Annotated in this window: 13 protein-coding genes; 6 read left to right on the forward strand and 7 right to left on the reverse strand. The window is 59.4% G+C overall.

The genetic code is table 11. From position 1 onward, the window contains the following. Positions 1–3: 3 nt before the first annotated feature. Positions 4–1,527: an apolipoprotein N-acyltransferase gene (gene lnt / locus AC1DVF_RS08170; protein WP_099757263.1), complete on the forward strand. Its 1,524-nt coding sequence runs from the start codon at positions 4–6 to the stop codon at positions 1,525–1,527. An 83-nt stretch (positions 1,528–1,610) separates the two neighbouring features. Here the strand turns inward: lnt and AC1DVF_RS08175 are convergent, their stop codons facing one another. After that, a complete protein-coding gene (locus AC1DVF_RS08175; RefSeq protein ID WP_095125492.1) occupies positions 1,611–2,372 on the reverse strand; it encodes a YdcF family protein in 762 nt (253 codons plus the stop codon). 104 nt (positions 2,373–2,476) lie between these two features. After that, positions 2,477–2,800, reverse strand: a complete 324-nt coding sequence (locus AC1DVF_RS08180) for a hypothetical protein (RefSeq protein WP_095048767.1) — start codon at positions 2,798–2,800, stop codon at positions 2,477–2,479. 255 nt (positions 2,801–3,055) lie between these two features. Here AC1DVF_RS08180 and leuS point away from each other — a divergent pair, with 255 nt between their 5' ends. From leuS to arfA, 4 genes are all read left to right on the forward strand, one after another. Beyond that, positions 3,056–5,662, forward strand: coding sequence for a leucine--tRNA ligase (gene leuS / locus AC1DVF_RS08185; RefSeq protein WP_257356227.1), 2,607 nt, complete (start codon positions 3,056–3,058; stop codon positions 5,660–5,662). Between the two features lie 87 nt (positions 5,663–5,749). After that, the gene (locus tag AC1DVF_RS08190; RefSeq protein WP_093434604.1) at positions 5,750–6,355 is read left to right on the forward strand and encodes an LPS-assembly lipoprotein LptE; all 606 of its coding nucleotides are present in this window, start codon (positions 5,750–5,752) and stop codon (positions 6,353–6,355) included. A 39-nt stretch (positions 6,356–6,394) separates the two neighbouring features. Next, positions 6,395–7,432 carry a DNA polymerase III subunit delta gene (holA, locus tag AC1DVF_RS08195; protein WP_477782299.1) on the forward strand — a complete coding sequence of 346 codons (1,038 nt, stop codon included), beginning with the start codon at positions 6,395–6,397 and terminating at the stop codon, positions 7,430–7,432. A 183-nt stretch (positions 7,433–7,615) separates the two neighbouring features. Then, positions 7,616–7,780, forward strand: coding sequence for an alternative ribosome rescue factor ArfA (arfA, locus tag AC1DVF_RS08200; protein WP_016986126.1), 165 nt, complete (start codon positions 7,616–7,618; stop codon positions 7,778–7,780). Positions 7,781–7,831: 51 nt separating this feature from the next. Here the strand turns inward: arfA and AC1DVF_RS08205 are convergent, their stop codons facing one another. Next, a complete protein-coding gene (locus AC1DVF_RS08205; protein ID WP_477782300.1) occupies positions 7,832–8,764 on the reverse strand; it encodes a halovibrin HvnA in 933 nt (310 codons plus the stop codon). A 241-nt stretch (positions 8,765–9,005) separates the two neighbouring features. On the opposite strand from AC1DVF_RS08205, the gene AC1DVF_RS08210 reads away from it, so the two are divergent. After that, entirely contained in the window at positions 9,006–10,328 is a 1,323-nt protein-coding gene (locus AC1DVF_RS08210; protein WP_093434595.1) for a lytic murein transglycosylase, read from the forward strand. A 125-nt stretch (positions 10,329–10,453) separates the two neighbouring features. Here AC1DVF_RS08210 and AC1DVF_RS08215 read toward each other — a convergent pair whose 3' ends face one another. The 4 genes from AC1DVF_RS08215 to AC1DVF_RS08230 form a co-directional block, all read right to left on the reverse strand. Continuing rightward, positions 10,454–11,404: a S66 peptidase family protein gene (locus tag AC1DVF_RS08215; RefSeq protein WP_460089047.1), complete on the reverse strand. Its 951-nt coding sequence runs from the start codon at positions 11,402–11,404 to the stop codon at positions 10,454–10,456. Between the two features lie 173 nt (positions 11,405–11,577). Next, a complete protein-coding gene (gene lipA / locus AC1DVF_RS08220) occupies positions 11,578–12,576 on the reverse strand; it encodes a lipoyl synthase (protein ID WP_167394918.1) in 999 nt (332 codons plus the stop codon). A 25-nt stretch (positions 12,577–12,601) separates the two neighbouring features. Continuing rightward, a complete protein-coding gene (lipB, locus tag AC1DVF_RS08225; RefSeq protein ID WP_460089048.1) occupies positions 12,602–13,249 on the reverse strand; it encodes a lipoyl(octanoyl) transferase LipB in 648 nt (215 codons plus the stop codon). Beyond that, positions 13,249–13,524 (reverse strand): DUF493 domain-containing protein, encoded by a 276-nt coding sequence (locus tag AC1DVF_RS08230; RefSeq protein ID WP_099757269.1) that lies wholly within the window; start codon positions 13,522–13,524, stop codon positions 13,249–13,251. The genes lipB and AC1DVF_RS08230 overlap by 1 nt, the downstream gene beginning before the upstream one ends. Positions 13,525–13,566: the final 42 nt, after the last annotated feature.

The following is a 13,566-nucleotide window of genomic DNA, read 5'->3' on the forward strand; positions in this document are numbered from 1 at the left end:
GAAATGCGCTGGACAACCCGCCCCGGCTGGCCCGGTAACCTGCTGGCCGTGGCGGCCGGTGCAATCACCACTTTCGCTCTGGCACCGTTCAACATCTGGCCGCTGGCTTTGCTGGCGGTCGGCTTGTTCTATGCCGGTTTGCGCGAGCTGAGTCCGCGTCAGGCACTGGGCCGTGGCTGGTGCTTCGGTTTCGGCCTGTTTGGTGCCGGCACCAGTTGGATCTATTACAGCATCCACCATTTCGGCGGCGCTTCGGTGCTGTTGGCCGGATTCCTGATGCTGCTGTTTACCGCGGCGATCGCCTGGTTCTTTGCCCTGCCGGCCTGGCTGTGGGCGCGCTGGTTGCGCCGTAACGAAGCACCTGTGGCTGATGCCTTGGCGTTCGCTGCCTTGTGGGTCGGCCAGGAAGCGTTTCGCGGCTGGTTCCTCACTGGTTTCCCGTGGTTGTACTCGGGTTACAGCCAGCTCGATGGCCCATTGGCCGGACTCGCTCCAGTGGGTGGCATGTGGCTGGTGTCGTTTGTTCTGGCACTGACCGCAGCACTGATCTACAACGCCCCACGCCTGCTGCAAACCGGCCGCAAAGGTTTTGTTGCCGCAGGTTTGGTGCTGCTGGTTGGCCCTTGGGTGGCCGGCATTGCACTCAAGGGCCATGCCTGGACCAGCCCCTCCGGCGCGCCGCTGAGTGTTGCCGCGATTCAGGGCAACGTCGCGCAAAGCATGAAATGGGATCCGGCCGAGCTCAACGCGCAGTTGGCTTTGTATCGCGATTTGAGCTTCCGCTCGAAACCGGTGGACTTGCTGATCTGGCCGGAAACCGCCGTGCCAGTATTGAAGGAGTCCGCCGAGGGCTACCTGACCATGATGGGTACCTTCGCCGCCGAGCGTAAATCGGCGCTGATCACTGGCGTACCGATCCGCGAAACCGTTCGTCACGAAAAACGCTTCTTCAATGGCATCACCGTGGTGGGCGAAGGCGATGGCACCTACCTGAAGCAGAAACTGGTGCCCTTCGGCGAATACGTGCCACTGCAGGATGTATTGCGCGGGCTGATCGCCTTCTTCGACCTGCCAATGTCCGACTTTGCCCGTGGCCCGGCCGATCAGGCGTTGTTGCAGGCCAAGGGTTATCAGATCGCACCGTTCATCTGCTACGAGGTGGTCTATCCGGAATTCGCCGCCAGCCTGTCGGCGCGCAGTGATTTGCTGCTGACGATCAGCAACGACACCTGGTTCGGCACCTCGATTGGCCCGCTGCAGCATTTGCAGATGGCGCAGATGCGTGCGCTTGAGGCTGGGCGCTGGATGATTCGTGCAACCAACAACGGTGTGACCGGACTGATCAACCCGTTCGGGCAGATCACCGAGCAGATTCCGCAGTTTGAACAGGGCATCCTCTACGGCGAAGTGGTGCCGATGCACAACCTGACGCCGTATCTGCAATGGCGCTCGTGGCCATTGATCATCCTGTGCGTTCTGCTGTTTGGCTGGGCACTGATGGCCAGCCGGATGTCGAAAACGCTTTAAAGCAAAGATCGCAGCCTGCGGCAGCTCCTACACGGGATTTGTATTTTCCCAAGGAGCTGCCGCAGGCTGCGATCTTTTGATCTTCAGCGGTAAAACAGCGAATACCCCACCTGCCCTACCGCTTCATTCAACAACTGCCCGCTCTGCCAGATCGACTTGAACTCCGGCAGCCAGCCACCAAACGGTCTCGCGTTATCGGTTCCGAGAAATCCGACCGGGGCCGGCACCACTTCAAAACCCGCCTGTTGAAAACTCCATACCGATCGCGGCATGTGCCAGGCCTGCGTCACCACGACCACGCGCTTGATCCCCTGCGGCAACAAGATATCGGCCGTGAACTTCGCATTTTCCCACGTAGTGCGGCTCTCGCCTTCCTGCCAGCGCACGGTCACGCCAAAATCGTCGCGCAATGAATCCGCCATCAACTTCGCCTCGGTCGGCGGCGTACCGTAATGCAGGCCACCCGTGGTCAAAATCGGCAAACCGGATGCCTTCGCCAGTCGAGCCGCATACCGCTGACGCTCAAGGCCCACGCCGGTCGGCTGATCCTCTCCCCAGGCCAGATCACCGCGCTCGCGGCCGGAACCCAGCACCACAATCGCGTCAGCGCGCTGCGCCAACGTCGCCCACTCTTCACGGGCCAGCGGTGGCTCGCGCTCCAGAGCTTTCGCGCCCCACTGCACGACCACCGGCAGGCTCATCAGCCACATTCCGCCAAAGCCAATGGCAAAACACAATCCAGCCAGGCGCGGCCGTGAGCGGCGCAGCCACCAAGCGGCCAGCAACAGCAGCAAAAGAATGCCGGGTGGTAACAAAAGTTGTTTGATGAAATAACGAAAAGGCATCGAGCATCTCCACAGATGCCCGAAGCCTAAGAGTGTTAATAAAGCGTTACAACCAATAGGTGGGATCCCGTTGAAAAAGATCCGGTTCTTGACCTGCCATGCGTTTACTTGGCCTGTACAGAGCGAACCTTGACGGTGTCTCTGCCGGGCGCCTTGTCCTTGAGCCAGATGACCTTGGCCGAATGTGCTGCATCGAGCTGCTTCACTGCCTGTGACAAGCATCCGTGCGTTTCACGTTCACTGCGATCCAGATAGGCCTTGACCAGTTTGAACTCGGCGGGGCTCAAGCCACGCAATTCCAGTTCCAGGGGGCGCTCGTCGCGCAGCCGGTCAGCGGTTTTTAATGCGTCCAGGGCCATACCAAGACGATCGATCAATCTTTCGTACAACTCGGGTTTCGTCACGTTTTTTTGCCGTTGCTCCACCATCCCTCACCTCATTGAAGATAAGACTCACTCCCCAGTTAGAGCTTAGCTTCGCTGCACAAACCGGCTGCACGCCGCGACCAACGGCCCTCGCCACGGATTTGCCGGGACAAACAGCTGTAATCAGGGTTTCCCTAGGCCGAGCGCGGTCATGTATGCTACGGCGCTTCCTGTAATTCCACTTCCAGCTCGTCCGGGCCAACCCCGGCACCTGCGTTGAAGAGGATTAGGCCACCCCTATCCAGTACAAAAGTAGCCATGCACGAACAATATCAGCCCCGTGAAATCGAAGCCGCCGCCCAGTCGTTCTGGGACGAGCAAAAGTCCTTTGAAGTCAGTGAACAGCCAGGCAAGGAAACCTACTACTGCCTGTCGATGTTCCCTTACCCCAGCGGCAAGCTACACATGGGGCACGTGCGCAACTACACCATCGGCGACGTGATCTCCCGCTACCAGCGCATGCTCGGCAAGAACGTTCTGCAACCTATGGGTTGGGACGCGTTCGGCATGCCGGCAGAAAACGCCGCGATGAAGAACAACGTCGCGCCGGCCAAGTGGACCTACGAAAACATCGCCTACATGAAAACCCAGCTGCGCAGCCTGGGTCTGGCGGTTGACTGGTCGCGCGAAGTCACCACCTGCAAACCGGATTACTACCGCTGGGAACAATGGCTGTTCACTCGCCTGTTCGAAAAAGGCGTGATCTACCGTAAAAACGGCACCGTGAACTGGGACCCGATCGACCAGACCGTTCTCGCTAACGAACAGGTGATCGACGGTCGCGGCTGGCGTTCCGGCGCGCTGATCGAAAAGCGCGAAATCCCGATGTACTACTTCAAGATCACCGCCTACGCGGATGAGCTGCTGGAGAGCCTCGACGAACTGACTGGCTGGCCTGAACAGGTCAAGACCATGCAGCGCAACTGGATCGGCAAATCCCGCGGCATGGAAGTGCAGTTCCCGTACAACGTCGACTCGATTGGCGAAGCCGGCACCCTGAAAGTCTTCACTACCCGTCCGGACACCCTGATGGGCGCGACCTATGTCGCCGTGGCTGCCGAGCATCCACTGGCGACCCAGGCAGCGCAGAACAACCCTGAGCTGCAAGCGTTCATCGCTGAATGCAAGGGCGGCAGCGTCGCTGAAGCCGACGTCGCCACGCAAGAAAAGAAAGGCCTGCCGACCGGCCTGTTCGTCGAGCATCCGCTGACCGGTGAAAAACTCCCGGTCTGGGTCGCCAACTACGTGCTGATGCACTACGGCGACGGCGCAGTCATGGCTGTACCGGCGCACGACGAGCGCGATTTCGAATTCGCTCACAAGTACAACCTGCCGGTGAAATCGGTAGTGCGTACCAGCTCTGGCGACAGTAACCCGGCCCCGTGGCAAGACGCCTATGGCGAGCACGGTACGCTGATCAACTCTGGCGAATTCGACGGCCTCGACTTCGCTGGCGCGTTCGACGCCATTGAAGTGGCCCTGATCAAGAAAGAACTGGGCGCCTCGCGCACCCAGTTCCGCCTGCGCGACTGGGGCATCAGCCGCCAGCGCTACTGGGGCTGCCCGATCCCGATCATCCACTGCGATGCATGCGGTGACGTGCCGGTGCCGGAAGATCAATTGCCTGTCGTCCTGCCGGAAGATGTGGTTCCAGACGGCGCCGGTTCGCCGCTGGCGCGCATGCCTGAGTTTTACGAGTGTAGCTGCCCGAAATGCGGCCAGCCTGCCAAGCGTGAAACCGACACCATGGATACGTTCGTCGAGTCGTCGTGGTACTACGCCCGTTACGCCTCGCCGCACTTTGAAGGTGGCCTGGTGGAAAAATCCGCAGCCGACCACTGGTTGCCTGTCGATCAGTACATCGGTGGTATCGAACACGCCATTCTGCACCTGCTTTACGCGCGCTTCTTCCACAAGCTGATGCGTGACGAAGGCCTGGTCAGCTCCAACGAGCCGTTCAAGAACCTGCTGACCCAAGGCATGGTGATCGCCGAAACCTACTACCGTCGCGAAGCCAATGGTGCTTACACCTGGTTCAACCCGGCGGACGTAGAACTCGAGCGCGACAGCAAAGCCAAGGTCATCAGTGCCAAGCTGAAATCCGACGGTCTGCCGGTAGAAATCGGCGGCACCGAGAAGATGGCCAAGTCGAAGAACAACGGCGTTGACCCACAGTCGATGATCGATCAGTTCGGCGCCGACACCTGCCGCCTGTTCATGATGTTCGCTTCGCCACCTGACATGAGCGCCGAATGGTCCGACTCCGGCGTCGAAGGTTCGCACCGTTTCCTCAAGCGCGTCTGGCGTCTGGCGCAAGCCCACGTCACTCAGGGCTTGCCGGGCAAGCTGGACATCGCCAGCCTGAATGACGAACAGAAGGCCGTACGCCGCGCCATTCACGTGGCCATCAAGCAGGCCAGCCACGACGTCGGCCAGAACCACAAATTCAACACCGCCATCGCCCAGGTAATGACGCTGATGAACGTGCTGGAAAAAGCCGCGCAAAGCACCGAGCAGGATCGCGCGCTGATTCACGAAGGTCTGGAAGCCGTGACGCTGTTGCTGGCACCAATCACGCCGCACATCAGCCACGAACTGTGGAACCAGCTGGGTCACGCCGATGCAGTCATCGACGCCGGCTGGCCGGCAGTGGATGAAAGCGCTTTGGTGCAGGACAGCCTGACCCTGGTCATCCAGGTCAACGGCAAACTGCGCGGCCAGATCGAAATGCCGGCCAGCGCGACCCGCGAAGAAGTTGAAGCAGCAGCCCGCGCCAACGAAAACGTACTGCGTTTCGTCGACGGCCTGACTATTCGTAAAGTGATCGTTGTGCCGGGGAAACTGGTCAACATCGTCGCCAGCTAATTGGATCGGGCGTCAGGCTCGCCTGGCGTCAAGTAAAACCTTTCGGGCCGTACAGTCGGCCCACGTGGTTTCAAGGGGAGCAACACAATGATCAAACGCAATCTGCTGGTGATGGGCCTCGCCGTTCTCTTGAGCGCCTGCGGTTTCCAGCTGCGCGGTACCGGCACCAACGAACTGTCGATCAAGGAACTCGACCTGAGCGCCCGTAACGCCTACGGCGAGACGGTCACGCAACTGCGCCAGGTGCTGGAGTCGAGCGGCGTCAAGGTTTACAGCGGTGCTCCGTACAAGCTGTTCCTGGCTGACCAGCAAGAGAGCCAGCGCATCCTCAGCTACGCCGGTGCCGGTCGTACGGGCGAGTATCAAGTCAGTACTGTTCTGAACTACGAGATCCGTGGCGACAAGAACCTGCAACTGCTCAGCGACAAACTTGAAGTTCAGAAAGTGTTTATTCACGACGGTAACAACCTCGTGGGCTCCGATCAGGAAGCCAACGACGCCCGTCGCGAAACCACTCGCGAACTGGTCCAACGCATGATGTTGCGTCTGCAGCAACTGACCCCGGGTCAACTGCAGCAGCTGCAGCAAGCCGCCAATGACCGCGCCAAGGCAGAAGCCGATGCGCTGCAAGCGGCACAAAAGGCTGAAGCGGAAACCCCGCGCCAGTCGCCGCTCGAAATACCGCAGCAGTAAGACGTTCGGGGCGCTCAGGCGCCCCGTTCGGCATTTCTTATGAAGCTCGCTCCCGCCCAACTCGGTAAACACCTGCAAGGTGCTTTGGCGCCTGTCTACATCATCAGCGGCGATGACCCGCTGCTGTGCCAGGAAGCCGCCGACGCCATCCGCAGCGCTGCGCGTCAGCAAGGTTTTGATGAACGCCAGGTCTTCGCCGCCGACGCCAATTTCGATTGGGGCACGTTGTTGCAGGCCGGCGCCAGCATGTCGTTGTTCGCCGAAAAGCGCCTGCTGGAACTGCGCCTGCCCTCGGGCAAACCCGGTGACAAAGGCGCCGCTGCATTCATCGAATACTGCTCGCGTCCCGCTGAAGACACGGTGCTGCTGATCAGCCTGCCGAAGATGGATGGCAGCGCGCAGAAGACCAAGTGGGGCAAGGCGCTGGTGGAAGGCCAGCAGACCCAGTTCATCCAGATCTGGCCGGTGGACGTCAATCAGTTGCCGAGCTGGATTCGTCAGCGCTTGTCTCAGGCTGGTTTATCGGCCAGCCAGGACGCGGTCGAGCTGATTGCTGCACGCGTCGAAGGCAACTTGCTCGCTGCCGCGCAGGAAATCGAAAAGCTCAAATTGATGGCCGAAGGTGGGCAGATCACCGTTGAAACCGTGCAGGCCGCCGTGGCCGACAGTGCGCGGTTCGACGTGTTCGGCCTGACCGATGCCGTGCTCAACGGCGAACCGGCTCACGCTTTGCGCATGCTTGAAGGCTTGCGCGGTGAAGGTGTCGAACCGCCGGTGATTCTCTGGGCGCTGGCGCGGGAGCTGCGCTTGCTGGCTAATATTTCGTTGCAATACAGCCAGGGTACGCCGCTGGACAAGTGTTTCAGCCAGGCGAAGCCGCCGGTCTGGGACAAGCGCAAACCTTTGATGAGCAAAGCCCTGCAACGCTACTCGGCGCAACGCTGGGCGCAGTTGTTGCTTGAGGCGCAGCGTATCGATGCGCAGATCAAAGGTCAGGCTGCCGGCTCACCGTGGATGAGCCTGAGCCGCTTGGCGTTGTTGATGGCTGGCCAGCGTCTGACACTCCCCGCCGAATAACCTGCTCTACCGCATAACGGCCATTCGCGAGCAAGCTCGCTCCCACATTGGAATGTATTCCAAATGTGGGAACGAGCTTGCTCGCGAAAGCGCCAGAACATTCCTACACAACAGAGACTGGACAGACGCCTGACATCGGCAGATTATTTCCCCCGCAAAACCCACTCAACCGAGAGAACCCTCATGAGCAAAAAGCCATCGAAACATGGCCCCAACAAGGCCAAATCCATCGTCGCCCAGCCCCTGTTCCGCAGTCGTCAGGAACGACCAACCAAGGGTAAAGGCAGCTACCGCCGCGAAGCCTTCCAGTCTGACAGCTGGGAGGCTTCTTACTTTCTGGCTGCCTGAAATTCACCCTTTTCCCTCCTCCCTTCCCTCGTTCCGGCTTCTTGTCTTCTGTTATTGAGTCTGGTCTGTCGCCTTAAAGATAAATGACGCTGATTGCTCAAGTGTTTGTGGCAGCGGGATGTAAATGATCGGAATTGTCACCCCTGTCAGTGCCCGGAAACGCCGCTGGTAAAGTTGTGCCCCAGCCAGACCAGTTGGCTTGGTGTAAAAAAAGGCTTCAATCGGCAATTGGCCCGGGATGTTCTGCGCCCAGGTTTTAAGCTTCGTGTCGTTGGGTGTGTTGAATGCATCTGGAGAAACCATCCGGCCAGCACGCATACCTTCCAGAAACCGTCCAGCTGCTTGGTTATTGACAGAGTCACGTACATTAAATGAACACATTGACTCAAATTTATTGCCGCTAGCAGCGTCGTTTCGATACTTGCTCGCCCACTTGGCTGCCGTGTCAATTATCGGATTCTGTTCCTCGCAGCTTTTACTGGCTACCGGGTATCTGGGATGAGCCGCACAACCTCCATTGGGACGAGCATTTGATGAACCATCAACCGGAAAGAAACACAAAATCTCTATGAGCTGTTTGCCCGGTGGCGTGCTCAGGATGGGATAAAAGATCAATCCACTGTCATAGGTATAAGCGAGGCGTTTGACTTTGTAATCCGATCGCAAATAGGTGAACGATACTCCACCGTTGGCAACTGACGTCGGGCTCGGGTTCCAGGCATCGAACTGCGTGGATGGCTCCGTGCCACGCACCAGCAACCCGGAACACAGGAAAGCAGGTTTCGACGCGGCGCCACAATTGTCACGTGTATCTCGATAACGTTTTTCCAACTCCACTGCCAACTGTGCTCCACTGACAGCATTGGCCGAGGCGCCAACCTCCACTGCGGCGCCATCAGAATGCTCATGCTGTTTTTCAAGGGTATTGGAGGAGGAGCATCCGGCCATCAATGCGAGCAACAGTATTGTTGAGAACCTTTTCATTTGAGCACCTGCATCCTAGAGAGATGAGACGCGCGACGGCTGAAGATGCGCGATACCAGGAGGATTAAACGCTTGAAAATATCCATAGAACAGCTGTTAGAACTGACAGTTGAGTGGGCAAGAAAAAGGGGCTACGATTCTCAGTCCGGCTGTGCGTGACAATGCAATTTCTGGCTGGGCAGCCGATTCATTCAGCAGGCATGTTAAGGTCTGCACCTGATTCGTTTTCCTGGAACTGTGCATGCCCCCAAGTCTTTCCCGTCGTTGGCCTGTTCGCCAATTGATCGCTGCCTCCAGCTTCATTCTGCTTGTCGCCTGCGCGGAAAAACCCACCGCCGCCGATGCGCAACCCCTTCAAGCCGCGCCTGTCGCCACGGCCCCAGCGATTATCCCGCCGGTAGTGCCGTCCGCCGACCCTCTCGACCTGCAACCGACTCAAACCTTCGCTGAATGGCAGGCCGGTTTCCGCAAGGATGCCCTGGCCGCCGGAATTCGCGCGGAGCTGTTCGATCGCGCGTTCGCCAATGTCAGCTTCGACGCCAGCGTGATTCGGGCCGACCGCAGTCAACCGGAGTTCTCCCGGCCAGTGTGGGAATATCTCGATGGCGCCCTCTCGCCACTGCGCGTGCGTAAAGGTCAGGCACTGATCAGCCAGTACGCCGATATTCTGCAAAGCATCGAACAGCGTTATGGCGTTGACCGTCAGGCGCTGGTGTCGGTGTGGGGCATGGAAAGCAACTTCGGCCAGTTTCAGGGCAGCAAGTCGGTGATCAACTCGCTGGCCACCCTCGCTTACGAAGGCCGTCGGCCGGGCTTTGCTCATGCGCAATTGATCGCTGCGCTGCAGATCCTGCAACAGGGCGATATCACACCGGAGAAAATGCTCGGCTCCTGGGCGGGTGCGATGGGCCAGACCCAGTTCATTCCGACTACCTACAACACCCACGCCGTGGATTTCGACGGTGACGGTCGCCGCGATATCTGGGGCAGTCCTGCCGATGCGCTGGCCTCAACTGCGCATTACCTGCAAAGCTCCGGCTGGCAACGTGGCCAGCCGTGGGGGTTTGAAGTGCAGCTGCCGAGCAGCTTCAACTACACCCTGGCTGATGGCGCGATTCGCAAGAGTGTCGCCGAATGGCGTCAGTTGGGCGTGACTCTGCCGAATGGCGGTCAGGTGCCAGCAGGCTCTGAACAGCTGTCTGCCGCCCTGCTGCTGCCGGCTGGTTATCGTGGGCCGGCGTTCCTGATCCTCGACAACTTCCGTGCGATTCTCAAGTACAACAACTCCTCGTCGTACGCGCTGGCAGTGAGCCTGTTGTCCGAGCGTTTCAGCGGTGGCGGCTTGATCAACGGCAGTTGGCCAAAAGATGACCTGCCGCTGAGCCGCACCGAGCGTATGGAGTTGCAGACCCTGCTGAGTGCGCGCAATTACGATGCCGGCACGGCGGACGGGATTATTGGCGCCAATACGCGCAAGGCGATTCGCAGTGCCCAGCAGTCATTTGGCTGGCCGGCGGACGGGTATCCGACGCATAAACTGCTGGAAAGCCTGCGTTCCCAGTAGTGGTCAGTTTGTATGGCTGATGGCGCCTTCGCGAGCAAGCTCGCTCCCACATTGGATATCTGTCATTCACAGAACCCTGTGGGAGCGAGCTTGCTCGCGAAGACTGACTGTCAGGCAACCGACTTCTAAGCCTTGATCACCACATCCTGCTCCAGCATCAATTCCTGCTTCCCGGCATCCAGCCGCACCAGCGCCCCCATCGGCAGTGTCAGGTTCGGATCGCAATGCCCGCTACGCCACCCCGATAACACCGGAATCCGCAATGGCTCGAAGGTCTGCTTGAGCAAGCGGTTCAGCGCTTCGACATCCACGCCAGCAATATCCCCAACCAACACCCCGCGCAACTTGGCCAACTTGCCGGCCAGACGCATCTGGGTCAGCAACCGGTCAATACGATATAGCGGCTCGTTGATGTCCTCGATCAGCAGAATCACCCCTTCGACATCAATTTCGTATGGCGTGCCCAGGGTTGCGGCGATCATCGCCAGATTACCGCCGAGCAAGCGCCCATGCGCGATGCCAGGTTCGACGGTAGTCAACGGATACGCCACCGGATGGCTCAACACACTCCCCGCCTTCAATTGCCCACGCAGCATGGCGAAGAACGAAGTCACCGTCGGTGGCTCCTTGTCGCCCAACAAGTCGGCGTTGAGCAGCGGCCCGTGGAAGGTCACGAATCCTGCGTAACGACTGATGGCCAGGTGCAGCGCGGTGATATCGCTGTAGCCAACGAATGGCTTGGCATGGCGGCTCAGCAGGTCGTAATCGATCCGGTCGAGCAAGCGCGGCGTGCCGTAGCCGCCGCGCAGGCAAATGATGGCATCGACCTCGGGATCAGCGAACGCCGCGTGCAGATCGCGTAAACGCACATCGTCACTGCCGGCCAGATAGCCGTCCTTTTCATAGACACCGGGAAACACCTTCAGCCCATAGCCACGGGCGCGCATCCATTGCACCGCCTTGTCGGTGTCCAGAGCACCGGGACCGGCAGGTGCAATAACACCGACCAGCCCCTCTGAAGGCAGTGCGGGCACGGCTCTGTGTGGACAAAGTGTGTGAGTCGGTCGAACGGTCATCCTTGGATCTCCCTGTGAAGTCATGCACACACAGTAGTCAGGTACGGCGGCAAACAGAAGAGGGTCAGCCACGCCGTGGATTGAAGGAAAAATCAGCAGCGAAGGTAATCCGGGCAAAAAAATGCCCGCCGGGCGTTAAAACCTCGGCGGGCATTTTTTCATTCAGCGCCGGATCAGGAACCCAGCAGCTCCGCCTTGACCAGCTTCGCTTGCTCGTCGGCGTGGTATGAAGAACGCACCAGCGGCCCCGAGGCAACGTTTTTGAAGCCCATCTTGTAACCTTCCTCGGCGAACCAGGCGAAGGTGTCCGGGTGCACAAAGCGCTGCACCGGCAAGTGACTACGGGACGGTTGCAGGTACTGGCCGAGGGTCAGCATGTCGATGTCATGTTCGCGCATGCGCTTCATGACCTCGATGACTTCCTCGTCGGTCTCACCCAGACCCAGCATCAAGCCGGATTTGGTCGGAATATGCGGCATCATCTGCTTGAAGCGTTGCAGCAAGGTCAGCGACCACTGGTAATCCGAACCCGGACGCGCTGCCTTGTAGAGGCGCGGCACGGTTTCCAGGTTGTGGTTGAACACATCCGGCGGCTCGGCCGCGGTGATTTCCAGCGCGACGTCCATGCGGCCACGGTAGTCCGGAACCAGGGTTTCCAGCTGCACGTTCGGCGACAGTTTGCGGATTTCGCGGATGCAGTCGGCAAAGTGCTGGGCACCGCCGTCACGCAGGTCGTCGCGGTCAACCGAGGTGATCACCACGTACTTGAGCTTGAGGTCGGCAATGGCGATGGCCAGGCTTTGCGGCTCGTTGACGTCCAGTGGCTTCGGACGACCGTGGCCGACGTCGCAGAACGGGCAACGACGGGTGCAGATGTCACCCATGATCATGAAGGTCGCGGTGCCGCCGGAGAAGCACTCGCCGAGGTTCGGGCAAGACGCTTCTTCGCAGACGCTGTGCAGCTTGTGTTTGCGCAGCAGGCTCTTGATCCGGTCGACTTCCGGCGAAACCGGGATGCGCACGCGAATCCAGTCAGGTTTCTTCGGCAGTTCGGTGGTCGGAATGATCTTTACCGGGATGCGTGCAACCTTCTCGGCGCCGCGCAGCTTGACGCCGGCTTCTACCTTGGGACGCGGGGCCGGGCGCTCGGTCACGTCGAGCGTCGGGATCATGGTTTGCACTGCATCAGTAGTCATATCAGTCGATTCCGCCCGTCAGGGTCGTCTGCTCAGCATAGTCGAGGTGTTTGACGAGCTGCGCGCGCAGCCGGGCACTTACCTCGGCAAATTCAATCGATCCTGCGTGGTCGCTCAGCTGGGTCATCGCCAGCCCGGCATAGCCGCAGGGATTAATCCGTCGAAACGGTTCCAGGTTCATATCCACGTTCAGGGCCAGGCCATGAAAGGAACAACCGTGGCGAATCCGCAAACCCAGAGAAGCGATTTTCGCTCCATCGACATAGACGCCGGGAGCATCTGGCTTGGCGGCAGCGATTACGCCGTAGCTGGCCAGCAGTTCAATCAGGCAAAGCTCCATGCGGCTGACCAGATCGCGCACGCCGAAACCCAGCTTGCGTACATCCAGCAGCAGATAGGCCACTAACTGGCCGGGGCCATGATAAGTCACCTGCCCGCCGCGATCGACCTGCACCACCGGAATATCTCCCGGAAGCAACAAGTGTTCGGCCTTGCCGGCCTGGCCTTGAGTGAACACCGGTGGGTGCTCGACGAGCCAGATTTCGTCGGCGGCATCGCTGCCGCGTTCGTTGGTGAAGCGTTGCATGGCATGCCAGACCGGCTCGTACGCCATCTGGCCGAGCTCACGAAAGCCCAGCGTGCCCGGCATCACAACACCATGTGCACGAAGCCGGTCGCCCGCAGTTCGCTGTTGATGTCGTACAGCTGTTCCTGGGTTTTGGCAACGATGTGCAACTGAATGGTGGTGTATTTGCCGTTGCTGCTTTGACGCTCGTCGATGCGCTCATCATTGATGGTCGCGTGTTTCTTGACGATGTCGATGATCTTGTCTTTGTTGCCCACACCGGTATCGCTGATCACCTTAACGGGATAATCCGTGACAGGGAATTCGATCTTTGGCGCCTTTACTTCGGTATCGGTCATGGCGTAACGGCCTCTTGAGCGCAAGCCGTGATAACGCGCATG

The organism is Pseudomonas sp. P4_D7, from assembly GCF_056401755.1.

Bases quoted from the DNA above. Each gene is read 5' to 3' on its own strand.
- lnt (WP_099757263.1), top strand. From the start codon at position 4: ATGCGCTGGACAACCCGCCCCGGCTGGCCCGGTAACCTGCTGGCCGTG.
- AC1DVF_RS08175 (WP_095125492.1), bottom strand. From the start codon at position 2,372: ATGCCTTTTCGTTATTTCATCAAACAACTTTTGTTACCACCCGGCATT.
- AC1DVF_RS08180 (WP_095048767.1), bottom strand. From the start codon at position 2,800: ATGGTGGAGCAACGGCAAAAAAACGTGACGAAACCCGAGTTGTACGAA.
- leuS (WP_257356227.1), top strand. From the start codon at position 3,056: ATGCACGAACAATATCAGCCCCGTGAAATCGAAGCCGCCGCCCAGTCG.
- AC1DVF_RS08190 (WP_093434604.1), top strand. From the start codon at position 5,750: ATGATCAAACGCAATCTGCTGGTGATGGGCCTCGCCGTTCTCTTGAGC.
- holA (WP_477782299.1), top strand. From the start codon at position 6,395: ATGAAGCTCGCTCCCGCCCAACTCGGTAAACACCTGCAAGGTGCTTTG.
- arfA (WP_016986126.1), top strand. From the start codon at position 7,616: ATGAGCAAAAAGCCATCGAAACATGGCCCCAACAAGGCCAAATCCATC.
- AC1DVF_RS08205 (WP_477782300.1), bottom strand. From the start codon at position 8,764: ATGAAAAGGTTCTCAACAATACTGTTGCTCGCATTGATGGCCGGATGC.
- AC1DVF_RS08210 (WP_093434595.1), top strand. From the start codon at position 9,006: ATGCCCCCAAGTCTTTCCCGTCGTTGGCCTGTTCGCCAATTGATCGCT.
- AC1DVF_RS08215 (WP_460089047.1), bottom strand. From the start codon at position 11,404: ATGACCGTTCGACCGACTCACACACTTTGTCCACACAGAGCCGTGCCC.
- lipA (WP_167394918.1), bottom strand. From the start codon at position 12,576: ATGATCCCGACGCTCGACGTGACCGAGCGCCCGGCCCCGCGTCCCAAG.
- lipB (WP_460089048.1), bottom strand. From the start codon at position 13,249: ATGCCGGGCACGCTGGGCTTTCGTGAGCTCGGCCAGATGGCGTACGAG.
- AC1DVF_RS08230 (WP_099757269.1), bottom strand. From the start codon at position 13,524: ATGACCGATACCGAAGTAAAGGCGCCAAAGATCGAATTCCCTGTCACG.